Below are 23,281 nucleotides of genomic sequence, written 5' to 3'. Positions count from 1 at the left end.
TCGGCCGCGACTACGGCCGCTGCCCGGCAGGCTGAACCCGGGCTTGCCGATCCGGCTGGTCGCGACGCGGCGGCGGCCGCAGACTGGTCCGGACGTACCTGCCCGGGATACAGGTTCCGTGCACATCCAGCTGCGCCCGCAGGATGCCCGCGTGGAACTCACCGCAGCTCGTTGAGCAGGCGCTCGCCTTGCGGCCAGGGACCGAAGCCGGTGGCAGTGTCGAGGTGGCCGACGTCGCCCGCATCGACCAGCTCCGCGCCCCAGTCCTCAGCGAGTTGCTCGAACTGTTCGAAGGTCGTGTACGGGTCCGTGCGGCTGGCGACCAGCACGGCGCGGAACGGCAGCTTGCCTCGAGGTGTCACCCAGGGGATGTCCGAAGGATCGTCCGGCTTGAAGCCGTCGATACGTGGGGGTGTGACCAGCAGAGCGGCGCGTACCGGGCCCGTGTGGTTGGCCGCCCACGCGGCCGTGGTGATGCAGCCGGCACTGTGCGCGATGAGCACTGCGGCTTCATCCGACTCGCTGACCGCCGCGTGTAGCGCGCCGACACGTTCTCGGAGGATCAGCGGTGGGCCTGGCGGCTCAGGCGCCCAGCGGTACGCCGGATGAGCGTCGGCCCACCGTCGTGACCAGTGCTCCGGCCCGGGGATACCTCGGCCTGGCACGAGGAGAAAACGCGTCACCTAACCGATCGTAGTGGCTCGGCGACGGGCGTTCAGCGCGAGTGAGGCGGCCGGACACCGCTCGCGTCTGTGCCGTGAAACGCCGAGGCGTACGTCGCGGCGGCCAACTCCATCGCCTCGCGGCCTGTCGCTCGCTGGTGCCGGGCCCGCGTACGTCCAGTTCATGCCGCTACCGGGCGATCCCCGGCCTGCCACCGCCGGCTCATCGAGCGGTATGCCCTCCGGCTCCTGGCGCAGCGGCAGATTCCGCTCAGCGGTAAGAAATTTGGCCGTGGCGCACGTGATCGGTCCGCCAGGGGAGTGCTTGCTCCGGGCCGGCCTCGACCCGCGTTCCGTTCTCTCAAGCGGTGGCCGGTCCGGCGACGGGCGCGGGCGCGGAGGCGGGGCGGGCCCGCCCGCTGGCGCTGAACAGCAGAGGGCGAGCCGGCGGTCGGCCGGCTCGCCCTCTCGTGCTGCCTCAGCCCGCGGTGACGGTGAGCACCAGCGGCCCACCCGGCAGGGTCTGGCTGTCCGCGCTGTCCGGCATGTTCCACCGGCTGCCCAGGCGGCCCGCGTCGTCGAGCGCGAAGCCGACGGTGTAGTCGCCCGGTTCCAGCGGCTCCCAGAGGTGCAACCAGGTCGTCACGGTGCCGTTGGTGGCCTGACTGGTGCCGCCAAACGACTGGTAAACCACCGTGCCGTCGCTGTCGTACAGGTAGACGCCGAGGCCGACAATCGGTGCCACCTGCACCTGCGCCTGAATGGTGAGCTGGATCGAGCGTTGGTTCACCTCACTCGCCGGCAGCGACGACGGGTCCAGGGTCGCGCCCAGGGCCACCGGCGGGTTGGTGCTCGGCACCCGCGTGATCGTCAGCTCGGGATCGGGTGCCCCGTACGCGTCGCCGTACAGGGCCGCCTTGCCGGCACCGTCGATCACCGCGATGCCCTCGACCCGGCAGCTCTGGGTCTGCTGATAGACCATCACCGGTACGACGATCCGGCCGTCCGCCTTGGCGGTCGGGCCGCCCCACTGCTGGCAGCCGCTGTCGAAGTCGACGTGGACCGCCGAGACGCCCTTGGTCGCGCCGGTGACCGACATGCTGAGTTCCGTCTGCACCGCACCGCGCCAGTTGTCGACCGGGTTCGGGCTGACCGCGAAACCGCTCGCCTGGACCGTCGTGTTCGACGTCACGGTGAGCGATGGCGCCCTCGGGTTCTGGTACGTGGTGGTGCCGCCGGCGTTGTTCCGCAGTACCAGACGGGCGATCCGCCAGCTGCCGGGCGCCGCACCGGCCGGCAGGGTGATCCCGATGGAGCACGGCATGTACCGGCCGTCCTGCTCACCGCCGCTGACCGCGCCGCAGCGGAAGCCGGTGCTGTAGACCTCACGTTCCCAGCTGAACGGGGTGGTGACGCTCTGTCCGCCCGGGCCGTTCAGGCGGATCGTGCCCTTCCAGAAGCCGGACTCGCCGTCCTGCACGGTGAAGTCGTAGGCCACCGTGACCGGGCCGGCGCCGACGTAGACGTAGGGCCTTCGCGACGGGGCCAGGCTGATGTAATCAATGGTCGGCCCGGTAGAATCGATCATTGTCTGTGCCGTAAAGCGATAACCGAACGACTGCAGCCGCGTGCCCGAGACGGTCGCCGTGGTGCCGCCGGCGGTGATCGTCACCCTGGTGACCTCCCAGGCCGCGGTCGCCGCGTCCGCGTACCTGCGGACCGGGAGATGGTAGGTGTAGGTGGATTCCTGCGGTGTTCCAGACTCGTAGCTGGCGTCACCACAGCAGGTCTGTTCGAACTCGTAGCGCACAACCCAGTCGTGGCCGACCAGTTGGCCGGTGACCGAGCTGCGCATGCGCATGGTCACCGTGCCGTGGACCGACCGCGCATCCGGGTCGGTGTTGGTCACGGTCCATGTGAGCTTGTTGGCGACATACCCCTCCGTGGCATCCACCGTGGGCTGCTCGAAGGAGAGAGCGGCAAGAGCGAGTCGCGGCGCTGCGGCGTGGGCGACTACTCCGCCGAGCACGGTCGCGGCAACCGTGACGACGAGCGCCAACGCCGCATGGGTGAATCGGCGCGCAATGATGGTCGACATGAGGAAGTCTTAGCAGAGTACGACCATCTCGGCTGTCCCCGTGGCGCCGCCCTCATACCGGGCAGCGAGCCCTCGTCCGGTAGCGCCTCAACATCGATCCCGTGCGGCCGGCCAACTGCGAAGTGGCACGCTTGATCCGCTGCTGCGGGGTAGTCGAGCGATAGCGACTACCGACAACACGCTGACAAGGGCTGGGGTAACGGAGCCTGTTACGTCACAGACCTGTGAAAGCACGGAGGCGAGCCTCCTCCCGGCTTCTCGACCTCAACCGGCAATCCAGGTCGGCACCTGGAGCAGCAGTCCGACGGCGAGGAGCGCGCCGCCGCCGTAGGTGAGGCCGCGGGTCATCGAGCGGGTGCCCTTCGCCTGATATCGGGCGTCGGTAAGAAGCTCGTCGAGCGGCGGGCCCGCGACGCCGCAGACGCCGACACCCGCGGTAAGCATGACACCGAGCCGGCCCCGTTGTGGCCGGGCGAGCACGGTGATCGCCCGGTTCTGCTCCAACCGGTACTCGGTGATCTGGTAGACGTCCCGACGGTGGTTGAAGGAGAAGACGCCCGCACGCTCCAACCGTTCCAATGCGTCCGCGTGCCGACCGGCGGCGAGCGCGGTTATCTCCACCAGGTCGGCAGCGACCCCGTTGTAGATGTCATCGTCGTGCAGGAATCGGGAGACCAGCCGGCCCGAGACGTGGACCGTGCCCGTGTCGTCCTCGACACTGAACGGATCGGACGTGCTGTACACATAGCGGCTCCTGGGGCTGTGTCCCGGGCCGCCGTGCCACACGACGACGCGGTACCAGACGCACGCCTTGCCGGAGATGGGCGCTATCAACGCGTTAGCCGGGTGCGGTCGTGCCCGGCCCGCGACAATCACCCGCTTCGGTAAACTCCGCGCCGAAGCCAGTTCGCCGCACCCACTGACCATCGTGCTGGCCAGCGCCTTTGACAATGCCTGGCGGTGCGCCGCGACCAGGAACATGATCGCGGCGATCGCCAGCACCAGGAGCCCCAGTCGTACCCCGAGGGCGCCGGCACCAGACACGACGTTCATAAGCTGTCGCACGCCGGCATGGTACGTGTGGCGGACAACGTCGCAGACCGGGTGTGTGGATCGAACGGTGTTTCCGGCCTGACCCGCCGGGCGATGTGCCCGGTGAGGAGGGTGCCGGATGGCCGCGACACTGAACGATGCGACCGTGGCCCCCCATCCAGGCAGCCCCGCCAAGCTAGGACAGGAGCGACCACGGTTTGAAGGTGGTGGCCCGCCGTCCGCCACGGGCGGCGGCGGAAGGCGCGCCGCGGCGGGAGAGGCGGCCGCCGAAACGGAACCACTGGACCGTCCCGTCCGGGCCGCGGACGAAGTTGGCGCGTACGCCCTCCTCGGTGCCGCCGTCGAGGCTGGACGATCTGCCACGCACCCGCGGGCTTGGCTTGCGGCACATCGAGCCGGCAGCGTTCTTGAGGTTGTCACGAAGGATGTGAATACGCCGTGGACACGTTGCCGGCTCTGCCGTGGGTCTTGTGCATGCCGACGAAGTTCTCGGCCAGATTGTGCCCGCTGGGCCGGGTGCACGGCTGATTCGGCAGGGCGTGGCAGGTCGGGCAGAGCACCTCGTACGGGCAGGTCACACGGACCACCACCGGGCCGGGCACCGACCGGCACGTCCGCGACAGTTCGCTGGTGATGCCCGTGCGCCCGGCCCGACACGACCGCGCAGCCCGGACACACCACCAACCCTCCGGGAGTCCGAGCCCGCACCAGAATCCGTTCGCCCTCGTCCGTCACATCGTCGATCACCAGCGGCAGCAGCCCCGAGAACACCATCTTCGTAAGGAGACCGATCTTGCACACATGACCTCAACGACATCGACTGCCTTCGGTCACCACCGAATATGGGACAGAGTCGTTGGCGAGACAGCCCCTGCCCTTCACCTTCGTCAGTGTTGACCTCCGGCGCGTTCGTGGTGGGCCCGGCCGTAGCCTCCAGCGAAAACCATCGATTAGTTCAGAGGCTTGCGTTGTTGGTCACGGCGTCGATGGTGATGGCGCGGGTCTGCAACGGGCTGGAGTAGGCGATGGTGGTGGTCACGGCGCCGAGTCCGGCGATACGGCCGGTGACCTGTTCCAGGTGGCGCATCGACTTGGCGACGACCTTGAGGATGAAGCAGTCCTCACCGGTGACGTGGTGCGCTTCCAGGATCTCCGGGGTGGTGTTGAGGAGGTCGTGGACGGGCTTGTAGTTGCTTAGCGGATAACGCAGCCGGACGAACGCGAGGATGGTCAGGCCGAGTCGTTCGGCGTCCACGCGTGCGGCGTAACCGGTGATGACGCCGGTGTCTTCGAGTCGGCGCACGCGTTCGGAGACGGCGCTGGCGGACATGGACACCGCGCGTGCCAGGTCAGCGAAGGTGGTCCGTCCGTCATGTTGGAGGACTTCGAGGATGCGCATGTCGACCTCGTCCGGGGGTTCCACGGTCATGGACGCTGAATACAGGGAATCCCCCGGCAAATCAAGGCCCTCACGCGCGGTCGTCGGTTCCGCGTTGGCAACCTGCCGCATAGCGTGTCCGTTATGACGATCACTGATACCAGCCCGGTGCTGCAGGTACCACCGGCTCCACCGGCGGAGTCCGCCGCATTCTTCACCGCACGCCTGAGGTTCCAGACCGATGTATCCGACGTGTTTGCGTCCTTGCGATTGGCGAGCCCCGGCTTCGTCGTGGTCGACTCGCGGGGCCCGGCGGGCTGGCGACAAGGGCGCGTGCCCGGGGCGATCCACCTGCCCACATCGGCCATCCCCGCCCAGGCGGCGGGCCTGCTTGACCCGTCCGTACCGGTGGTCACCTACTGCTGGGGTCCCGGTTGCGACGGAGCGACGCGTGCCGCCCTGGCCCTGGCTCAACTCGGCTATCGAGTCAAGGAAATGATCGGTGGCATCGAGTACTGGATTCGGGAAGGGCTGCCGATCGAAACGGATCACGGAATCGAGAAGCAGCCCGCTGACCGCCTCACGGCACCGGTCGACTCCATCTCCTGCGCATGCTGAGTAACCCTCAGGATGCGGGCGGCACCATTCGCCCCGCAGCCGCGTCCGATATGCCCGCCCTCGCGCGGCTGTGCGCCGAACACGCCACCTTCGAACGCGCCGACCCCGTCCCGGACGACCTCGCCACCCGGCTCACCAGGGCCATGTTCTCCCCGTCGCCGCGCGTACGGTGCCTTCTGGCCGAGCACATGGCCGCTGAGGGGCTTCCTGTCGAGGTCTGTTGCCGTGTCCTCGACGGTCCGGCGTCCGGGTACCACGCCTGGCGCAACCGGCCGCTCTCGCAGCGGGCGCTGCGTCACGCGTGGTCGACCGAACAGATCCGCGGGGTGCATCAGGCGTCTCGCGGCACGTACGGTTCTCGCCGGGTGCACGCCGAACTGCGGCTGGGCCGCGGCCTTGTCGTGGGCTATCACGCGGTGGAGATGCTGATGCGCCGTGCCGGCATCCGCGGCCTTCCGGGCAGTCGCCGCCCCGGCCAGGGCACCAGAAGCCGACCGCCAGTGATCTGGTCAACCGCGACTTCGCCAGATCGTCGGCGAACCAGTTGCGGGTCACCGACATCACCGAGCACCCGACCCGAGAAGGCAAGGTGTACTGCGCGGTCGTGCTGGACGAGCCGGCCTGGCCCCATCGATGGGAACGATCGGCGACTGCTACGACAACGGCATGATCGAGTCCTTCTGGGGCCGGATGCAGACCGAACTGCTCAAACGCAGGCGCTGGCGCACCCGCATCGAACTGGCCAACGCGATCTTCGAGTACCTGGAGATCTTCCACAACCGGCAACGCCGCCACAGCTCGCTCGGCATGCTCACCCCGATCGAGTATGAAAGGCTCCACCCGATCGCCCTGTCCGCAGCCTGACGCCAACCAACACGGCTCCGAGAAACCCGGGGAACATCAGAGTCTCCACGGAACCCGGGGCGGTTCAAGATGGCGATTAGAGTGAATTCGGAGGCCTGACCTTCTGCGGGTAGATCGTCTCGTGGCGGGCCAGCATGGCGACGAACTCGCCGATCTTCCGCTCGCGGGTCTGCGCCCGTTTGACGGCATTGAGTCGGTGGATGAGGGCGAACCGGTTGGTCTTGGTGAGTACGTCGAACATGGCCTGGGCGGCGGGATTGGCGGCGATGGCGGCAAGGAGGTCGGCCGGTACCTCGGCTTCCGACGGCGGGGCGTAGGCCGCCGCCCACCGCCCGTCCGCCTTCGCGGCTTCCACCGCGGCGCGACCTGGGGGCAGCATTCGTCCCTGTGCCTCCAACCGGGCCACGTGGGCGACGTTGCGTTGTGACCAGGAACTGCGGGGCCGGCGAGGGGTGAACCGAATCCAGGAGGTTTCCTGATCCCGTTTACGGGCCTGCCCGTCGATCCAGCCGAAGCACAGGGCCTCGTCGACCGCCTGCTGCCACGTCAGGGTGGTAACTGTGCCGCCCTTCTTGGTCAGGGCGAGCCAGACGCCGGGCGACGTAGCGTGGTTGGCTGCCAACCATGCGCGAAGCGCGTCGACGTCTGCGACGATCAACTCATCCAGATCGACGCTCGCCATGGGGGCAGGCTATCGCGCGCCGTTGCCGCAGCCTCTGCCGGTGGGCCCAGACCGACTCGCCGGACTGCGGGGAAGCCGATCGCTCGGCGAACCGTCGGGGCAGGATCTGACGGCCAGACGCCGTACGAGCCGGCTACGCCCGCGATCCAGCCGCGCACCTCAACCGCTCGGTCTGCGGCAGATGCGGATGCCGTGGATCGTGACGCTCCGAGCGTGGCACTGACGAGTGGTGACGTCCCGACGACACTCCAGTGAGTCGTTGTCGGAGATGGCCGCTACCGTTGAGTTGGTGGCTGTCCGCCAGTGATCAGCGTAGGAGTAGGGCGATACCGGCCAGCAGGGCCACGGCGAAGACCGCGGCGAGTACGGCGACATGGCGGCCGGCGGACTCGGGTCGAAGATGGCGCAGGGCCAGGGCCAGCGGGCCGATGGGGGCGGGCTTGCGTGCGTTCATGGTTTCTCCCTCTGCGGTGTGGTGAGTTGTGATCTGGCTTGGCTGAGCATCGATGGCGTGCTCGCTTACGACTGGTGGCCTTCCAGTTCGCGCTTGCGGGCGAGCAGGGCCGCGCGGTAGGCGCGGGCGCGGATCAGCATCGTGCTCGAGACGACGATCAGGATCAGGCCCAGGCCCCCAGCGGCCAGGACACCGGCGGTGCTCGTGCGGGTGACTGCGATCGCGACCGTGCCGACGGTCGTGAGTGTGCTGAAGATGGCCGCGAGCCAGCCTGTGATCACCCGATCCACCGCGAACAGTGGGCGGCGGACCAGCGCCCAACCAGCGAAGCCCGCCCAGGTCACGCCAATGAGGATCATCGCAGCGAAGGCGAGCTGGGTCCCCGCCGGCAACGCCTTGGGCTCGGTGGCCCACAACAGGCCGATGGTGGTGGACCCGGCCAGGCCGCCCAGTCCGGCCACGAGGACACCGACGCGGCGCGGCAGTGACATCGCGCGTACGACTTGGTCCGGGGTGTATCCAGGTCGTTCGGTCATGACGAGTACCCCTTCTCGAGCAGGGAGTCACGCAACAGTCGCCGTGCCCGAAACAACCGGGACTTGACCGTTCCCGGCGGAATCTGCAGCACCTGCGCGCACTCCTCCAATGCCAGGTCATGGAGATAAAACAAGATCAGCACTTCGCGTTCTCGGACCGGCAACCCAGCCAGGCCCTCGGCCACCTGCGCCCGGTTCAATACGGCCGAAACATCGTCGTCGCCGGCCCCGTCGCCGTCGACTGGGTCCGCCTGGCTGTACTTCTCCCGCAGGTGGTCCATCACCGAACGCCGGGCGATGGTGAACAGCCACGGGGCGAACCGCTCCGGCTGTTGCAGACGTGGCAGCGCCTTCAGCGCACCCGCCCACACGTCCTGGCTCACGTCGTCTGCCTGGCCCGGCCCGTCGAGCATGCGCCGCACATACCGCCACACCGGGTCGTGCCAATGCCCGACCAGTTCGGCCAGCGCCCTCCGGTCTCCGAGCTGCGCGCGCACCACCAGCAGCGCATCACGTCCGACCCGATCCACGTCGCCTCCCATCCGGTCGACCTGCCGCACAATGACAGTCGCCTGGGAGACCGATCTGGTTCACGGCCCCCGCCCGCGGCACGGCCGGATGCCCCCGTGGCCTCGCTGCAGACCAGTCATCAGAAGCGTCAGATCAGCGTCGACCGGCCGGAGAGTACAAGGCGGCCGCGCAGGGTCCTCCTGTCGCAACGGCTCACCCGACCCATGACGTCGTCAGAGATCCGTCGCAGCCGATCAACTCCGGCCGACAGCACGAGGGTGCGCACTCTTCGGCAAATCCGCATGCCGAGGGAACAACTGGCTCAGCAAACACCCATCACGCAGCGGCACCAACTTGGACTCTCCTCCGCGGTGTTCGACACGCCGCAGGCCGCACTCGCCTGGGCGGAACAGCACCGTGTGACCGGCATCCTCGCCGAGTACTCCTACGGAGGTGCCTACGACATTGCGGTCAGCGAAGGCCGCCTCACGCCGCCAAAGCCGCACCACGGCACCGCGGACCACGTCGCCACCTTCGGCCCCGGCTTCCAGCACATCCAACTGACCGACGGCCAGCCAGACTGACCCGCGTCCGCGCACGGCCCATCAGCGCATATCTTCGGAGCAGAACGCTTTCGCGCCGGTCGGTTGCCGTGGCGTCCGATGCTTGCGCGGGCAGCGGACAAGCTGTCGGTGCGTGCGTGAGGTGGCTGGCTGGGCAGAGCGATGCCGTACCGTCGCGGGGATGCGTTTCGTGTACCGCTCCCACTACGAGGGCCTGCTGAGCAAGCACGTCGTCCGGCTGCCGAACCAGACGGTGCTTCGCCTGGTTCCAGCGCGGTTGGGCAGCCCATGTCGAACCCGCAGAGTGGGTCACCACCGAACTCGGGTGCGACGTGTACGGGCTGGACTCGATCTTCGAAGCCGCCCGCCGGGAGCGGCTGCCCCGCCCCGAGACGGCCGATCAGCTTCGCGTGCTGCTGCACGAGCATCTCTACGTCGAGGGCGACGAAGACTCCATCCGGCTCGATGAGCACAGCCTGCGGGTACGCACCGACGACGATGAGGTGGAGCTGGCCTACTTCTTCCTCGACGACCACATCGTGGCCGCGGCGCCGCAGCGGCTGACGTACCTGCTGCATCCGTCATGGCCACTGCCGGAAGAAACCGATCACCGCGCGGCGTTCGCTGTCGAGGCGCCGGTGAACGTGGTGACCGAACCGGGACCCGATACGTTCACCACGTTCGCCGTGTTCCTCACGTTCTACGATGGGCAGAGCCTGGCCGTCGCGCCGACACTGGCGTTTCCCCGGCGTCGGCCTGCCCGCGCTCGCCCAACACCTGCGCGGCGCACAACCCGACGCCGACGGGCAGTGGCCGCCCGAGCTTCGGGTCCTGCGAGCGCTCAGCGCCTCCGGCGAGGACAGCATCGGACCGGCATTGGGCCGCTGCAACCGATGGCCCGGCTTCCCTGGCCCGACTTACCCGACGAGCACGCCGCCGCCCACCGCGAGGCTGTCCAACGGGTCGATGCCGCCCAATTCACCGACCGCCGCCAATCGGATGCCTCGCTGCTGCGTGTCACCGGGCACCTGGCACAGATGGCGATGCACTGCGGCGAGTCATTCGGCTACCAGCAGTGGTACCTGTTCGATACGAGATGGGCGGCCAGTCATCCCCACCTGGCGCAATCCCTGCTGCGCTACGCCCACCACTGGGATCCACTCGACGACCGTTGGCCGGGCGACGGCGATGCCGGGCATCGCAATCAGGCAGGCTCGCCGGTGGACGTCCGGTCGTCAGCGAGGCGTTCAGCTCATGTCGATGGTGTAAGCCTCGTCGCGTACGTCGGGGACGGAGTGCCGGCGTAGCCCGATCAGCAGGTCCCGCCACGGTGTCTTCCAGAAGCCGGGCTCCGTTCGGATCAGCGCCACGGCGAAGAGCCCGCCGGCGAGGTCGCCGTGGTGCGCCAGCCGGGCGATGGTGGCGGTCAGGACGGCCGGGGCGGGCCACTCACGGAGGCTGCGCAGCCGGTCGGCGACGTGCTCGGCGGTGCGGACCGCGAGGACGGGCCGGCCCGCACACAAGTCGGCGATCTCGTCGAGGTTGTCCAGCCGTCCGAGGTCGACCAGCAAACTCGTGGCGGTGGCAGTGAAGGCGGCATGCCCGGCGAGCCACCGCGCGGATTTCACCAGCGCGGTCGGCGCCGGCCGGTCGGCTGTGGGACCGTGTGACCGGCGCCGCGTGCCAGCAAGGTGATGCGGCGCCGGGCCGGCCGGTCGGCGACGGGGTCGCCGGGATGGTCGTCGCCGGCGTCGCGGTTCACGAGCCGGGCCAGCGCGAGGCCGGGGGACGGGTTTCCGCCGGCCTTGAGCAGGCTGGCGACCCCGATGTGGGTCATCGTCTCGCCGAGGTCGGTGAGCCGGTCCACGACCCGGTTTCGGTGAGCCAGGGGGAGCATTGCCCGAGCTGGCCGAAGGCGTGCGTCTGACCTCCCGGTCGGCGGCGATCCGCGCGCTACGTGCCGCAACGATGAGCCCACTCGGCCGACGTGCGTGCGCACCCTATCGTGTTGACCATGATCGAGACTGCTGCGCGGACGACCCGCAATCGGCGCAGCAACAGCGTATTCGTACTGGCGTGCGTCAGCTTGGTGCTGTCGGTGATCGCGTGCGGTGTGGCCGGGCTGGTATTCGGCAACGAGCTAGATCCGCTGCCGGTGCAGTCCGGGCCGCAGGTCGCCAGCGCGGCTCAGGTGGAAGCCGTCGCTCACGTGACCCTGCCTCCCGGAACCGTGCTGCTGTCCGCCGCCTACAGCAACGGCCTGGAAACCCAGCTTTCGGCGAAATTCCGCATCCCCCGTACTGCGCTCGACGCCTTCATCGCCGAGGCAAAGTTCACGGCGGCTCCGGCACCAGGGGTTCGGGCAGTCGATGCGAGACACAACGTCGGCGGCGGCAACCTGTGGGACCCCGAAGCCGCCTGGACCGTCTCCGGCGTCGTCGAGGAGCAACCCACCGCCGACGGCACGGGCCGGTCGGTCCTGTTCAACCTCGACGCACCCGACGTGGTCACGGTGTACCTGTACGCCAGCCGCAACTAACCCGCGGACATCCTCTTCTAGCCGCCGACCGTGCGCGTCACCACAACCTCAGTAGTAGGAGCTCATGAGCTCGGTGGCCCTGGTCGGTTGGGTGACCGGATGGCGGGGGGCGAACTCGATCAGGTACGGCTTGATGTCCAGGATGGGGGTGCATGACAGCGCGTCGAGGTCGGCGACGTGCAGGTCCAGGCCGTCCACGGCGAGGAGTCGGCAGCGGGAGACACCAATTCGGTTGGGACGGTATGGCCCCCGGTGGGCGAAGATCCCTAACGGGGCCGCGCTCGGGTTCCCTCGTGGGGGACGGGGATCGGTGGGTGCCTTGGCTGGGTCGATCCGATCGAAAAGGAAGACGACCTCCAGGTGGGAGAAGCCCTCCAGGCCGAGCACGGCTGAGGCGGTGAAAGTATCACCGTCCAGCCGGATCACGGCTCGAACGTCGTGCCAGTCGTCTTCGAGTATCTCGCTGCGACCGCCCACCACCCGGCCGACTGGTCGCAGGGTCACGGTGTCGGTTGTCATGGTGATCTCCACGTTCTAGTAGCTCCCGAGGGCACCGCGGTGTTTGGCGAGGGTGTTCGAGCCGGTTGAACAGCACGGATTCGCCGTTCAGGTGATTCGGGGTTCAGCCGCTGGAGCCCCGGCCGCGAAAACCGCGACCGGGAGATTGTTAGGCATCGCGGCGCAGCGTGAACCAGAAGGTCGGCACCGAGTTGGTGCCCGGTGTGACGTCGAGTAGTTCCCAGCCGGGGAACCTGGCGCGGAGCTCGTCGGCTGTGACGCCCGCCGCCCACGACGTGACCTCGGGGATCGGATTGCCGAGCGGCTCGGGGCCGTATCCGAACATCAGCAACCGTGCTCCGGGAGCGGCGCGGTGGGTGAGCCCGGCGGCGTAGGCGTCGCGGCGGTGCAGCGGGACCCCGCAGTAGCAGCTCAGGTCGAAGAACAGGTCGAAGGGACCCGGCACATCCAGCTCGTCGAGGCGGGTGGCGTCTCCGTGCAGCAGCCGTACCGCCACTCCCGCCGCCGCCGCCTTCTTCCTGGCCTGGTCGACGGCGCGGTCGATCAGGTCGACGGCCGCCACCTCCCAGCCGTGCCGTGCGAGGTAGGTGGCGTTGGTCCCCGTGCCGCAGCCGAGTTCGAGGACGCGGCCGGGCGGCAGCGCGCCGTGCCCCTCTACCAGGTCGACCAGCTCGGGCGGCGTCACGCCGGTGTCCCACGGTGGCTTGCCGGTGCGGTAGTAGCCCTCCAGTGCGCGGTGGACGGATTCCTCCTCCGGGTCTCGCTGCGTTGAGGCCGGTACGTCGACCACGACAAACAAAACTTCGGCCCCGTCCCGACTACGCCCTTTCCAGGGTTTTTTTGGCTGGCAGGGCACAGTTTCGCCCTTCAGATGCCCGTACACCGTCGAGTGCGGCAACCCGAACAAGTCCGCGATCTGCTGGACGGTCTTGTCACGCGTGTCGTCCAGCTGCTGGGCGAGGGCGGCCTGGTCGGCGGTGAGCTTGGGCCGGCTTCCGCCGACCCGGCCGCGGGCGCGGGCGGAGGCCAAGTCGTCCATCGTGTTGGCCGCTGTCAGCTCGCGCTGCAGCTCGGACAGGACCGACAGCATGCCGAACACCGCGCGGCCCTCCATCGCGTCGGTGTCGATGCCCAGCGTGGTCGGTGTCGCAGCGACCGGCGCGCTGGCCTCAGCCTTCGTGACATGCAAAATTGCCGCCCGCCACGCCGACCCGCGAACCACCATGCGCTACGACCGCGCCCGCAAGAACCTCGACCGGCACCCCAACTACATCCTCGCCGCGTACATGGCCTTCGGGACATTGCCGACGCTCACGGCTTCGCCGACGACTGCGGGCCGCAGCCCCCCGAACGTAGGCGTCAGGGCGACTTTTAAGACCTTGGACGCGATGCCTAGGATCCGCAGCGAAGCGCTGCTTTCTGGACGCTGGCCCTCGGCTATGGCAAAAAATCTGGCTTCGAGAAGCCCGATAACGCGTTCATCGTCGACACAGATCATCGGGGCCCCGCGATTGCTTTCCTAAGGGTGCCCGAGGGCAAGTTGCCGCAGGTGAGGTGCTGGGGCGAATCGGCGTCGGCGGCCCGACCAGGGACAGCGAGGCGGAGACGCAGCCCGAGGCCCGATCTTGTGTCACCGATCGTCGTGGACTTCTTCGCGTACCCGCTCGGATCGGTCAGCGGCGCACCCGATAGCGCAGGTGAAGCACCCGGTTGCCCTGAATCACCACGTTAGGATCCTCCAACAGGTGCTGCGCGTGGACGGACCCGAAGTAGCGCTTGCCGGACCCGAACACGACGGGTACGACGTCCATGCGCACCTCGTCGACCAGGCCTGCGGCAAGCACCTGGCCACCGACCTCGCCAGCGGCGACCTCGACGATGCGGTCACCCGCAAGCTCCTGCGCCTTGGCCACGGCTGCCTCGACGCCGTCGACGAAGTGGAACGGCGCCTCGGGGTCCCAGCCCTCAGGCTCCGGCCGGTGCGTCACGACGACCACGTGGTCGACCCCGCCCGGAGGCTTTCCGCCCCAGCCGTCCGTCATGTCGAAGACGTGGCGGCCGACGATTGTCGCCCCGATCTGGTCCCAGTACGTCCGGGTGTAGTCGTAGGACGTCTGCGACACCTTTACCTCGCCGCTCTCGTCCAACGGGACGTCACCGCTGGACAACCAGTCGAACAGAGGTCCGGGCTGGTCATCTTCGTCCGCGACAAAGCCGTCCACCGACACCGAGCTGTACATGACCACCTTGCCCATGGGGCGCTCCTCTGCTTTGGGATGCCCCCAAATTAGTGTGTCGTGAGCTGTCGCTCTTGTAAGAAATCAATCGGCCGGCAGCGGCCAACTGTCCAGCACGTGCCCGGGATGCTCGCGCAGGAACCGCCGCCGGACTTCGACGTACCGGGTCGGCGTGAGCCCGGTGAACGCTCGGAACTCGTGGCCGAAGTGGGCCTGGTCGAAGTAGCCTGCGCGACCGGCGAGGTCGCCCCAGTCGATCGGTCCGGCGGGGTTGATCGCGAACACGGTGGCGGCGAAGCGGTAGGTGCGGGCCAGCCGCTTCGGCGTGACGCCGATGAGCTCCTTGAACCGCTGTGCCAGATGAGTGCTGCTGACACCGGCTGCCACCCTCAGGTCGCCGATCGCCACCGCCCCGCTGGTCGCCGCGATGACGCTGCTCGTATGACGGACCAGTCCCAGGCCAGCGGTCTCGCACAGCCGTCGTGTTAGCTCCTTTTCAAGCAGCGTCAGCATCTCGTGCGGTCCGTTCGCCGTGGCCAGCCGGTCTCGCAGCTCAGCAATGGCGGGCCGGCCCCAGACCTGCTCCACCGTCACCGGCCGGTCACACAGCTCGGCTGCGGGCATCGGCAGGAACGGTGCCAGCCCCCACGGCTTGAAGTGCACGCCGACGGACCGGGTCCGGAGTGGGTAGCCGAACTCCAACGCGCGGGTGGGCATGGTGACCACGCAGCCGTCGGCGAACTCGGCCGACTCGATGTCGGTGCCGGCGCGGATGCGGAACGGCGCCCCGAGGTTGACGATGAGCAACGCCCCCGGCATCGGCGGCAGCGTCAGCCGGGCGTACGGCGACGCACCCTCCAGGTAGTAAAGGTCGTCGACAAGCCCGTCCAGCGGCGGTCGCGGCACTCTGGACACGTACTCCACGCCCACAGCATCGCCGATGCCCCGCCGGCATCAAGCGCCGGGATGGTTCCAGTCGCGCTGCCGCCAGCATCGAGCCGGCGCCGATCCCGGACGAGCGCTCGGCCGCAGACATTTGCGTGGGATACGTCGCTGCGTGAGCGATGGAGAATTCTCGGCTCTCCAGTGTCGCGCTGCATGGGGGAGGGCACCCTCTGCTGCGTGATCGTGCCCTGCTACGCGGCCGCGGGCTGTTCGCCGCGAAAGTCGACCTCGTCCCGCGCGGGGTCGAACACGCCCGGCGGGATGTGGAGTTCGTCGGTTGCGTAGGCGCCGAACCGGAGGATCTGGGAGGTCAGGTAGGGCGAGAGCTGGGCCATATCCGTCAGCGGTGTAGCCGACGACCCGCAACAGCGATGCGCGCAGCGCGTCGGTGATGACGCCACCCAACTGCTCCTTAACGATCCCGTCGCGGGTGAGGTCGCGGAAGGCCGGAGGCATCGTTCGGAACGCCGTAGCTGTCGCTGTAGGTCGTGGTGACAGCGCGGTGATGCGAGTACGTGGTTCACGTCGTGGTGGACAGCGAGCGCGGGTACATCGTCGGTAGCGGTGTCACGGCCAACTGACCTGCGTTAGCGCCGCGTGCCGGAGCGCGGCTTTCCGCACGATGACGCGACGCCACAGACTGTGTGTGCCGTGCGCGGCTCCGCTGAGGACGGCGCGCTGGAGTTCGTTGCGGTGCAGTGCATGACGGATGAGGTCCGCCAATGTCGCGAAGTCTGCCATTGGTGTACCTGTCTGGTAGGTCGCGTCGACAGCGAAGCCGTCGGCTGTCCGCCGTGATGGGTCGATGAGTGCGAAGCGCAGATCGCATTGCCGCGCGGGTTCCGCCCGGCGTGTAGGCGATCGGCCAGCCGAAACCCGTCGAGTGCGTCAGCCGGTTGATGCCTGACGCAGCGGTCGCCAGGCGGCGGTGGCGATGAGTGCCGTCACGGCGGCGGCGATCCAGAATGGTGTGGTGAGCCCCCAGGCGCGGGCGAGGGTGCCGCCGAGGAGTAAACCGATGGCCGCGCCGCCGAGATCGAGTAGCGAGTAGACGCTGCCGACCCGGCCGAGCAGCTTCTGGGGCACGACGCGTTGGCGCAGGGTCACCACGATGACGCCCCAGACCATGGTGTGTATCCCGAAGACGATCAGGATGGCGGCGGCGATGAGCGGTGTCGTGGTGATCGCCAGGGTGGTGTGGGTGATGACCTCGACGACGAGGCCGGCGCGGAGCAGTGTGCCCGCCCCGAAAGTCGTTTGCAGCCTCGGCGCGAGCGCGGTGCCGAGCAGCCCGCCGACGGCGAAGGTGGTCAGCAGGAAGCCGTAGCCGACGTCGGATAGGCCCAGCCGTTGCCGGGCGTAGAGGACCAGGGTGGCGAAGGCGGTGCAGAACGCGACGTTCGCCAGCCCCATGCTCACGGCGAGCGTGCGCAGCAGCCGGTGTTCCCAGAGCCAGCGGACACCGTCGGCGATCTCCGCGTGCAGGCTCCTGCGTGGTGTGGGCGGGAGCGCGGGGATTGGTCTGATCGTGGCTACCAGCGCTGCGGCCACGGCGAAGGTCAGCGCGTTGACGCCGAATGGCACGGCGGCGGCGATCACGAACAGCCACGCACCCAGCGGCTTGGCAACGAACTGGTTGGCGATGGTGAAGGTCGCCATCAACCGGGCGTTGGCGGTGGCCAGCCGGTCCGGTGCCACGATGGCGGGCAGGAACGCGCCGGAGGCGGTGTCGGCCAGGGTTTCCCCGGTACCGAGGAGGAAGAACACCGCGTAGACCACAGCGACCGTGACGGTGTCGGTAGCGACGGCGACGGTCAACGCGGCGAGCGTCACCGCGCGCAGTGTGTTGACGGTGACAACCAGGTTGCGGCGGTCGAGCCGGTCGACGTAGGCGCCGCTGATCAGGGAGAACAGTAGCCAGGGTAGTTGTTGGACGAAGACGGCGCCGCCGATGAGCGCTGGGTCGGTGGTGATGGAGGCGGTCAGCAGCGGGCCGGCTGCCATGGTGACTCCGTCACCGATGTTGGAGACGGCCGAGGCGGTCCAGAGTTTGGTGAAGTTCGCGCCGAGACGCGCGGAGACAAGGGCACGCAAAACAGCTCCTCGAGCAAGGGGAAACGGTCGTCGCGTGAGCGACCGCTTCGCGGCGAGGAGCACCACACCGTGGGCGAGAGCCCGACGGTGGACCGACTAACGCGCGGTGTGCTCTCGCGGCGAAGCGGTGACCGTGACCTTGAGGAGGCGCATGCCAACTCCCAACTGTGGATCGACTATCGAGGCAGGATAGCCGGAACGAACCCGGCCCTGCAGAACTTTCCTGCTCGGCACTCACCCCTCTCGCTCGATCGGCGGCGGAAATTACGTGCTCCGCCCGAACAGTTCGTCGTTGTTGGTGGTTCCGAACGGGCGTTCGCGTGGGCCCCGGTGCTGTTCGACCGAACCGAAGGGCGGCTGGCGTCGACACTGCGTCGTCAAGCCACGGTCACGGCCGACGAAGCGGAATCGATCCTCGTCCGGCATGTCAGACTTGATGGCTGGCTCAACTACGCCTATCGCGCCCTCAAGTACCATCGCGAGGGGCGTCCGCTGGAACGTCGCCTCGACGCTGCCGAGTCCGTGCCATGGCTACTCGATGTGATCTTCACGCTGGAGGGACGAGTGCGTTCCGTACCACAAGTACCTTAACTCGCCACCACACCGCAGAACTCCTTCCAGATGTACGACGACGTCGCCATCGTTGAAACCCTCGTCGGCGAAACCACCCACCGCGACGACGAAGCCGCCGCCTACGCCAAGGCCATCGAACGACTCTGGAACGAAGCCGTCACCGGAGAAGACGCCCGCAGACTCATCGTCCGCGCTGCCCAGGACCTCAAGAACTAGAAGTGTTGCGAAAGTGCTGGTCCCAGTCGATTTTGGACGGCCGCAACGAGCACCCTAAAGGATGTCTCGTAACTCGGTGAAGGCGTTGCCTTCCAGCGGCGTCGGCGTCATCCGGCGAGGATGATGTTGTGGAGGTGGGCGATGCCGGGAGCGGTGTCGGCCAATGTGTGGGCGGCTCGCCGGTAGGCCCGCAGGATCTTGACGGTTTTCATGCGGGCCAGGGCGTGTTCGACCTGGGCTCGGACCCTGCGGTGTTGCTTGTTGAGGTCGGCTTTCCAGTCGGGTAGTTCGCTGCCGTCGGTGGGTTTGCGGTACGGGATGATGACGTCGGGGTTGCCGCGGTAGGCGCCGTCGGCCATGACCGGCCGTCCGGCGAGTTTCTGGTCGGTGCCGCTGGTGCGGTAGACGATGGTGTCGTTGCGGTTGCCGGGTTGCGGGTCACCCAGGGCCACCACGAGGCGGGTGTGGGCGTCGATGGCGACCTGCAGGTTCGTGCTGTAGCGGTAGTTCTTGCTCGGTGCGGCCAGCCGGTGGTCGCGGGTCGGGACCAGGGTGCCGTCGACGATCGTGAGCTGGTCGACCTGACGCCGGTGTACCGGGGCCAGGGCGAGCATCGGGCCGAGGGTGTCGATGACCCGGTGCGCGGCGGAGTGCGACACCCCGAACAGCGGACCGATCTGCCGCATGGTCAGGTTCGTGCGCCAGTACGCGGCGACCAGCAACACCCGATCGGCGAGGTCGAGAGACCACTGCCGGCCCGGCCGGCCGTCAGCGATCGCATTCCCGCCACGCTCGGCGACCAGACGGACCAGCCTGCGGAACTGGGCGGGCTGCAGCCCGGTGAACGTGAAGATCCACTCCTGGCGGGACGCCGAGATCACCTGCACCCCGACATGATCCACCATGGACCACTCACCGAGTTACGAGACGTCCCTTAGGGTGATTGTCCAGGTGGATAGCCACCATCTCGCAGAGAGAAGTGCGCCGACGACTACTGCGGGAGTGTTTCGGCCGCCAGGGCGTCAAGGTGGGTGGCGAGCCGCTGGAGCAGCTCCATCAACGCCTCGTGCTCCTCAGACGACAGGCACTCCATCATCCGCACCCTCAGGGCCCCGGACTGCTCGGAAACCCGCTGGTGTGCTTGTCGGCCCTCGTCGGTCAGCGCCACGGCGCCGTCGTCTGCCACGTGCGCCCAGCCCCACTCGACGAAACGGTCGACGTACGGGCGCATGGTCGGCTCGTCGACGGACAGGAATGCCGCCATGGTCTCGTCGAGTTTGGCGATGGTAATCGGGTCGTACGAGATGGTGTTCAGCACCTGCCACCCCCGCCGGTTCAGGCCGTCCGCGGCGAACAGCCGCCCAAGGCTCTCCTCGATGGCGCCATCGATGTACCTCAACCAGTAGCCGAGCGGCCGCTGTTCGCGGACGTTGGGTAGCTGAGTCAGGTCGGTCACGACAATCTCCAATGAATGTATTTTTACATTGGGTGTAACATAGCATGCATGTTGAAGAGGGAACAAGACGAGGCGATCGCTGCCGTCGAACGGGCAATGGTGGCGATTCGCCGCAGCCAGACCCGCCGATCGCTGGGTCGGTTGGCACCGCCCGACGGCGGCAAGCCGTTCGACCCCACGCTGTTCAGCGTGCTGGACGTCATCGAGGACCGCGACAAGCCGTGTGCCGTCACGGACGTCGCCACCGCGCTCGGCGTGGACCAGCCGAGGGCGAGCAGGCTGGTGCTCCGTGCCGTCGAGGAGGGGTGGCTGGATCGCCGGACCGATCCGTCCGACGCCCGGCGCTCGCTGCTCACCCTGACCGACCGCGGGCGGGAACAGCTCGACCGGACGCACCGGTTTCGGCAGGAGATCTTCGCCCGGGTGATGGCGGACTGGTCGGACGCCGACCGGTCCGCGTTCGCCCGCCTCATCACCGCGTTCGTGACCTCGTTCGCCGAGATGGTCCCCAGCGCCGACTAGGCCCGTGGCGAGCGCGATGATCACAGCCACTCGTTGATGACGGCGACCAGCACGGGTCCACGATCTTGACGCGCTCCAGCGGGCGGCCTCCGATGTCTGTGTTAGCCGCCAGCATTCCGGCTCGCGATCCCAGCCCGAGTGGTCGAACGCCCAGCCATCCCAGACCGCGTAGGCAACGTCAGGTGGGGACGCACGTGGCGTTGCCGAATTGACCTCTTTAAGGATCAAGGCGGCCCGCGAAGCGGGCCGCGCCGGCCGGCCACGCTGGCGGACTGCAAAGAGCTGTTTGCCCTCCGGGCGGGGATCTACGACAGATATGGGGCGAAGCCCGTCTGGACGGTGCGGTAGTCGGTGGTTGCGCGGGTCGCCATCTCCACCATGAGTCCCAGGCAGAGCCGAGCAGACCAGGGGCCAGGGTGCCAAGGTCGTTCGTCCGGTAGGGCGCTCCACCTTGTCACCCTGGCCCCTGGCCCGCTCCACGGTGTGTGGGACTCACGGCGGAGATGGCTCCGAGGCCCACCGTTTGGCAGCAGGAGCGAGGGACGTTCGCGGTGACGTTCACCAGAAGATCAGGCCGTTGCCAGGCCAGCGACACTGCGGTGCTGGGTGAGGGTCTGACGTGGCTGATGAGGACGTGGGCTCGCGCTGACGTCCGTGATGCTCTCGCCCTGGCGAGCCCCAGCTTGGCAGGACAGCTCGACCGCATCAGCGCAGGCCCCGACACGGCGACGGCCAAGGTTGTTCGCCGGGCCGTCATCTCCGTCGCCGGCTATCTGCTGCGGTGGCAGCGCCGGGCAACGCCGTTCGGTTTGTTCGCCGGCGTCACGATCGCTGGTACCGGAAGCGACCGGCAGAGAACGGCACGCAGGAGCGCGCGCGGGCAGCGTGGAGGTCGGGCGACGGCACCGCGCGGTGGCGCGGGTCGACAGCGAATGGCTTACGGCCGTAGTCGATCGGCTGGAGCAGCAGGTGGACAAGCCCGAAGGTGGCGTTACGAAGACCTCGACGAGGAAGGCACCGTCATGCGGGCCCACGGCTCGGACGGTGTCACCCGCTGGGCATATGTGGACGTCCACAGTCAGAGCGTGGCGGCCCGATCCTACCGATGACGTCCGGCAACTGGCGCCGACTGCCTGGCAGCCCATGGGAACTCCGCCGGCACCCGTCTCTGCACTGGCGCGCCGAGGAATTGCTGGCATTGCTGCCGGCCACCCTGGATGGCGACCCTTCAGCGATTCGAACAACTTCCGAGCGGATCGAAACGCTGTGCGGCGCGTTCGACAGCGGACGCGCCGAACCAGTCCTCAAACCCATAATCGATGGCTGGGGCGAAGAGTTGCAGTTGCTGAGGAACTGAAGGCCGCTCCGAAATTAGTGCGCGTGTGGCGCCGTCAACTTCATGGGCCATGCCGCCGATCGTGCGCGCGTTCGGTGCGTCACGGCTGTCGAGCACGCTCCTGTCAGGTTCGCCCGATCTGAGATGTCCTGGAGAACTTCCACTCTTGGCGGGATAGCACCACTGAGAAGTTACCGGATCGTCGATTCAGCGAGGCCAGAGGCACGGCTTATCACTCGTGGAGTCAGACGACGGTTTGCCACGAGACCACGCAGGATCAACGCGAAGTCACGGCTCATCCGGACAGATTACCGGTGCGGGACATGTTGGTTGATCGACACGGCGCATCCCGGCTCACTGTCATGCCGCGATCCGAGCCCTACGAGCATCACTGAGCCATTCCGCGCAACGGCGACGTTGCTGCCGGAGTCGCGGTGCCCCCGCAGGCTACCGTTGGCGTAGCGTGCGGACGGCTGATCGGCGTGCGGGCGACCTTGCTGCTCGGGCCGGGGCGGCGCAACTGATTCGAGAGGGCCCTTCAGTCGAGTCCGAACGGTCGATGTTGCGTCCGTCGATTCCTTATGTAGGGTCGGTGGCGCCGTGAACGATTCGGAGGAGATGTATGAAACGCCTGCTGGTCCTGGCCGCGAGTGTCACCCTGCTCATCAGCTTCGCTTCCATCAGTGACGCTGAGGAAGCCAAGCCCAGACCGCCCCTGCTCATCATCGCCGGATAAGCGAACGAACGGGTTGACACCGGCAAAACCGCACGTGCGCAGACCACGGTCTCTCCAACGAGAAACCGTGGTCTCATGCAACACTGCCGACTCTCGGGAGGAAGGCTTACCGGACCGCTCAGCAACTAAATCCGCTTATGCGAGTCCTGCTCCGGCGCACTCTCATGGCACCCCTTCATGTCAAGACGCCGCTGGGAGGGCGGGTTTAGGCTGGCTGGTGGCTGGTGGCTGGTGGCTGGTGGCTGGTGGCTGGTGGCTGGTGCATTCAAGATCAGGAACACTCTCATGCCGCGGGATCGCGCGTCGCTGCGGGCCGCGGGCCAGCGGAGGCATGGACCTGGTGAGCGGATGCCGCTGGGGTCGGGGGCAACGTTGTAGATCAACACGTGGTCGATGCATTCGTCGTGGAGGCTGCGGCCCCAGCGTTCGATGAAGCAGTTGGCCCGCGGCGTGCGGGGTGGGGTCTTGACCACGGTGATGCCTTCGGCGGCGAAGACGTGGTCGAAGGCGGCGGTGTACTTGCGGTCGCGGTCGCGGACGAGAAACCGGGACTGGTTGGCACGCTCGCCCAGCTTCATAGCGAGGTTACGGGCCTGCTGGGCGAGCCATTGCCCGGTGGGGTGCGCGGTGATGCCGAGGAGGTGGACTCGTCGGGTGGACATCTCCATGACCACCAGCGCGTACAGGCGC

Annotated in this window: 31 protein-coding genes and 2 pseudogenes; 11 read left to right on the top strand and 22 right to left on the bottom strand. The window is 67.8% G+C overall.

The annotated features are described in order from the left end of the window. Positions 1-158: 158 nt before the first annotated feature. The 7 genes and pseudogenes from E1193_RS00140 to E1193_RS00115 form a co-directional block, all read right to left on the bottom strand. Positions 159-665 (bottom strand): alpha/beta hydrolase, encoded by a 507-nt coding sequence (locus tag E1193_RS00140; protein WP_243707193.1) that lies wholly within the window; start codon positions 663-665, stop codon positions 159-161. Positions 666-1,140: 475 nt separating this feature from the next. After that, positions 1,141-2,760, bottom strand: coding sequence for a hypothetical protein (locus E1193_RS00135; protein ID WP_132178993.1), 1,620 nt, complete (start codon positions 2,758-2,760; stop codon positions 1,141-1,143). Positions 2,761-3,024: 264 nt separating this feature from the next. Then, complete coding sequence (locus tag E1193_RS00130) at positions 3,025-3,825, bottom strand: hypothetical protein (RefSeq protein ID WP_132178991.1); 801 nt, start codon at positions 3,823-3,825, stop codon at positions 3,025-3,027. 163 nt (positions 3,826-3,988) lie between these two features. Beyond that, positions 3,989-4,180: a hypothetical protein gene (locus E1193_RS00125; protein ID WP_132178989.1), complete on the bottom strand. Its 192-nt coding sequence runs from the start codon at positions 4,178-4,180 to the stop codon at positions 3,989-3,991. Between the two features lie 49 nt (positions 4,181-4,229). Continuing rightward, on the bottom strand, positions 4,230-4,391 hold the full coding sequence (locus E1193_RS32660) for a hypothetical protein (RefSeq protein WP_243707198.1): 162 nt from the start codon (positions 4,389-4,391) through the stop codon (positions 4,230-4,232). Between the two features lie 25 nt (positions 4,392-4,416). After that, positions 4,417-4,587 (bottom strand): annotated as a pseudogene (locus E1193_RS00120) (ISL3 family transposase); the annotation flags it as partial. Between the two features lie 181 nt (positions 4,588-4,768). Further along, positions 4,769-5,323, bottom strand: a complete 555-nt coding sequence (locus E1193_RS00115) for an Lrp/AsnC family transcriptional regulator (protein WP_243707171.1) — start codon at positions 5,321-5,323, stop codon at positions 4,769-4,771. Between the two features lie 12 nt (positions 5,324-5,335). Here E1193_RS00115 and E1193_RS00110 point away from each other — a divergent pair, with 12 nt between their 5' ends. Together E1193_RS00110 and E1193_RS31570 are read left to right on the top strand one after the other, a co-directional pair. Then, positions 5,336-5,809: a rhodanese-like domain-containing protein gene (locus E1193_RS00110; RefSeq protein WP_132178987.1), complete on the top strand. Its 474-nt coding sequence runs from the start codon at positions 5,336-5,338 to the stop codon at positions 5,807-5,809. A 633-nt stretch (positions 5,810-6,442) separates the two neighbouring features. Next, positions 6,443-6,673, top strand: a complete 231-nt coding sequence (locus tag E1193_RS31570) for an integrase core domain-containing protein (RefSeq protein WP_165945542.1) — start codon at positions 6,443-6,445, stop codon at positions 6,671-6,673. Between the two features lie 76 nt (positions 6,674-6,749). On the opposite strand, the gene E1193_RS00100 is transcribed toward E1193_RS31570, so the two are convergent. The 4 genes from E1193_RS00100 to E1193_RS00090 all read right to left on the bottom strand — a co-directional run bounded on the left by E1193_RS00100 (position 6,750) and on the right by E1193_RS00090 (position 8,905). Continuing rightward, the gene (locus E1193_RS00100; protein WP_132178983.1) at positions 6,750-7,355 is read right to left on the bottom strand and encodes a YdeI/OmpD-associated family protein; all 606 of its coding nucleotides are present in this window, start codon (positions 7,353-7,355) and stop codon (positions 6,750-6,752) included. Positions 7,356-7,662: 307 nt separating this feature from the next. Next, positions 7,663-7,809: a hypothetical protein gene (locus E1193_RS31565; protein WP_165945541.1), complete on the bottom strand. Its 147-nt coding sequence runs from the start codon at positions 7,807-7,809 to the stop codon at positions 7,663-7,665. A 65-nt stretch (positions 7,810-7,874) separates the two neighbouring features. Beyond that, complete coding sequence (locus tag E1193_RS00095) at positions 7,875-8,270, bottom strand: hypothetical protein (protein WP_132178981.1); 396 nt, start codon at positions 8,268-8,270, stop codon at positions 7,875-7,877. Between the two features lie 71 nt (positions 8,271-8,341). Next, on the bottom strand, positions 8,342-8,905 hold the full coding sequence (locus E1193_RS00090; protein WP_243707170.1) for a sigma-70 family RNA polymerase sigma factor: 564 nt from the start codon (positions 8,903-8,905) through the stop codon (positions 8,342-8,344). 66 nt (positions 8,906-8,971) lie between these two features. Here E1193_RS00090 and E1193_RS00085 point away from each other — a divergent pair, with 66 nt between their 5' ends. Both E1193_RS00085 and E1193_RS00080 read left to right on the top strand, forming a co-directional pair. After that, complete coding sequence (locus E1193_RS00085) at positions 8,972-9,439, top strand: hypothetical protein (protein WP_132178979.1); 468 nt, start codon at positions 8,972-8,974, stop codon at positions 9,437-9,439. Positions 9,440-9,750: 311 nt separating this feature from the next. Then, on the top strand, positions 9,751-10,725 hold the full coding sequence (locus tag E1193_RS00080; protein WP_132178977.1) for a hypothetical protein: 975 nt from the start codon (positions 9,751-9,753) through the stop codon (positions 10,723-10,725). On the opposite strand, the gene E1193_RS00075 is transcribed toward E1193_RS00080, so the two are convergent. Next, the gene (locus E1193_RS00075; RefSeq protein WP_132178975.1) at positions 10,666-11,046 is read right to left on the bottom strand and encodes a hypothetical protein; all 381 of its coding nucleotides are present in this window, start codon (positions 11,044-11,046) and stop codon (positions 10,666-10,668) included. The two genes, E1193_RS00080 and E1193_RS00075, sit on opposite strands and share 60 nt — an antisense overlap. Continuing rightward, a complete protein-coding gene (locus E1193_RS00070; RefSeq protein ID WP_132178973.1) occupies positions 11,043-11,315 on the bottom strand; it encodes a hypothetical protein in 273 nt (90 codons plus the stop codon). The genes E1193_RS00075 and E1193_RS00070 overlap by 4 nt, the downstream gene beginning before the upstream one ends. Positions 11,316-11,426: 111 nt before the next feature. On the opposite strand from E1193_RS00070, the gene E1193_RS00065 reads away from it, so the two are divergent. Next, positions 11,427-11,957 (top strand): hypothetical protein, encoded by a 531-nt coding sequence (locus E1193_RS00065; RefSeq protein ID WP_132178971.1) that lies wholly within the window; start codon positions 11,427-11,429, stop codon positions 11,955-11,957. A 48-nt stretch (positions 11,958-12,005) separates the two neighbouring features. On the opposite strand, the gene E1193_RS00060 is transcribed toward E1193_RS00065, so the two are convergent. Beyond that, positions 12,006-12,476: an SAM-dependent methyltransferase gene (locus E1193_RS00060; protein WP_132178969.1), complete on the bottom strand. Its 471-nt coding sequence runs from the start codon at positions 12,474-12,476 to the stop codon at positions 12,006-12,008. Positions 12,477-12,624: 148 nt separating this feature from the next. Next, positions 12,625-13,566 carry a methyltransferase domain-containing protein gene (locus E1193_RS00055; protein WP_243707169.1) on the bottom strand — a complete coding sequence of 314 codons (942 nt, stop codon included), beginning with the start codon at positions 13,564-13,566 and terminating at the stop codon, positions 12,625-12,627. Here E1193_RS00055 and E1193_RS32320 point away from each other — a divergent pair. After that, positions 13,565-13,999 (top strand): hypothetical protein, encoded by a 435-nt coding sequence (locus E1193_RS32320; RefSeq protein ID WP_207922484.1) that lies wholly within the window; start codon positions 13,565-13,567, stop codon positions 13,997-13,999. The two genes, E1193_RS00055 and E1193_RS32320, sit on opposite strands and share 2 nt — an antisense overlap. 150 nt (positions 14,000-14,149) lie before the next feature. On the opposite strand, the gene E1193_RS00040 is transcribed toward E1193_RS32320, so the two are convergent. From E1193_RS00040 to E1193_RS00030, 4 genes are all read right to left on the bottom strand, one after another. After that, positions 14,150-14,731: a dihydrofolate reductase family protein gene (locus E1193_RS00040; RefSeq protein WP_132178967.1), complete on the bottom strand. Its 582-nt coding sequence runs from the start codon at positions 14,729-14,731 to the stop codon at positions 14,150-14,152. Positions 14,732-14,797: 66 nt separating this feature from the next. Then, positions 14,798-15,637, bottom strand: a complete 840-nt coding sequence (locus E1193_RS00035) for a helix-turn-helix domain-containing protein (protein WP_243707168.1) — start codon at positions 15,635-15,637, stop codon at positions 14,798-14,800. 212 nt (positions 15,638-15,849) lie between these two features. Then, the gene (locus E1193_RS31560) at positions 15,850-15,993 is read right to left on the bottom strand and encodes a hypothetical protein (protein WP_165945539.1); all 144 of its coding nucleotides are present in this window, start codon (positions 15,991-15,993) and stop codon (positions 15,850-15,852) included. Between the two features lie 553 nt (positions 15,994-16,546). After that, positions 16,547-17,752, bottom strand: coding sequence for an MFS transporter (locus tag E1193_RS00030; RefSeq protein ID WP_132178963.1), 1,206 nt, complete (start codon positions 17,750-17,752; stop codon positions 16,547-16,549). Positions 17,753-17,821: 69 nt separating this feature from the next. On the opposite strand from E1193_RS00030, the gene E1193_RS00025 reads away from it, so the two are divergent. Together E1193_RS00025 and E1193_RS31555 are read left to right on the top strand one after the other, a co-directional pair. After that, the gene (locus tag E1193_RS00025; protein WP_132178961.1) at positions 17,822-18,343 is read left to right on the top strand and encodes a hypothetical protein; all 522 of its coding nucleotides are present in this window, start codon (positions 17,822-17,824) and stop codon (positions 18,341-18,343) included. Between the two features lie 30 nt (positions 18,344-18,373). Continuing rightward, entirely contained in the window at positions 18,374-18,541 is a 168-nt protein-coding gene (locus E1193_RS31555) for a Scr1 family TA system antitoxin-like transcriptional regulator (protein WP_165945538.1), read from the top strand. 107 nt (positions 18,542-18,648) lie between these two features. On the opposite strand, the gene E1193_RS00020 is transcribed toward E1193_RS31555, so the two are convergent. Together E1193_RS00020 and E1193_RS00015 are read right to left on the bottom strand one after the other, a co-directional pair. Continuing rightward, positions 18,649-19,428 carry a transposase family protein gene (locus E1193_RS00020; protein WP_132179231.1) on the bottom strand — a complete coding sequence of 260 codons (780 nt, stop codon included), beginning with the start codon at positions 19,426-19,428 and terminating at the stop codon, positions 18,649-18,651. A 104-nt stretch (positions 19,429-19,532) separates the two neighbouring features. Next, a complete protein-coding gene (locus E1193_RS00015) occupies positions 19,533-19,997 on the bottom strand; it encodes a hypothetical protein (protein ID WP_132178959.1) in 465 nt (154 codons plus the stop codon). 48 nt (positions 19,998-20,045) lie between these two features. On the opposite strand from E1193_RS00015, the gene E1193_RS00010 reads away from it, so the two are divergent. From E1193_RS00010 to E1193_RS32310, 3 genes are all read left to right on the top strand, one after another. Then, the gene (locus E1193_RS00010; protein ID WP_132178957.1) at positions 20,046-20,519 is read left to right on the top strand and encodes a MarR family transcriptional regulator; all 474 of its coding nucleotides are present in this window, start codon (positions 20,046-20,048) and stop codon (positions 20,517-20,519) included. A 503-nt stretch (positions 20,520-21,022) separates the two neighbouring features. Further along, positions 21,023-21,628 (top strand): lantibiotic dehydratase, encoded by a 606-nt coding sequence (locus E1193_RS32315; protein ID WP_347876997.1) that lies wholly within the window; start codon positions 21,023-21,025, stop codon positions 21,626-21,628. Further along, complete coding sequence (locus E1193_RS32310; RefSeq protein WP_207922483.1) at positions 21,625-21,876, top strand: hypothetical protein; 252 nt, start codon at positions 21,625-21,627, stop codon at positions 21,874-21,876. Before E1193_RS32315 ends, E1193_RS32310 begins: the two co-directional genes overlap by 4 nt. A gap of 840 nt (positions 21,877-22,716) precedes the next feature. Here E1193_RS32310 and E1193_RS31545 read toward each other — a convergent pair. Further along, a pseudogene (locus E1193_RS31545) lies at positions 22,717-23,281 on the bottom strand (hypothetical protein); the annotation flags it as partial.

It is taken from the genome of Micromonospora sp. KC606, from assembly GCF_004348675.1.
GTDB lineage: Bacteria > Actinomycetota > Actinomycetes > Mycobacteriales > Micromonosporaceae > Micromonospora.
Note: the sequence above shows the minus strand (reverse complement) of the source record. Positions and strands in the feature narration are given on the sequence as shown.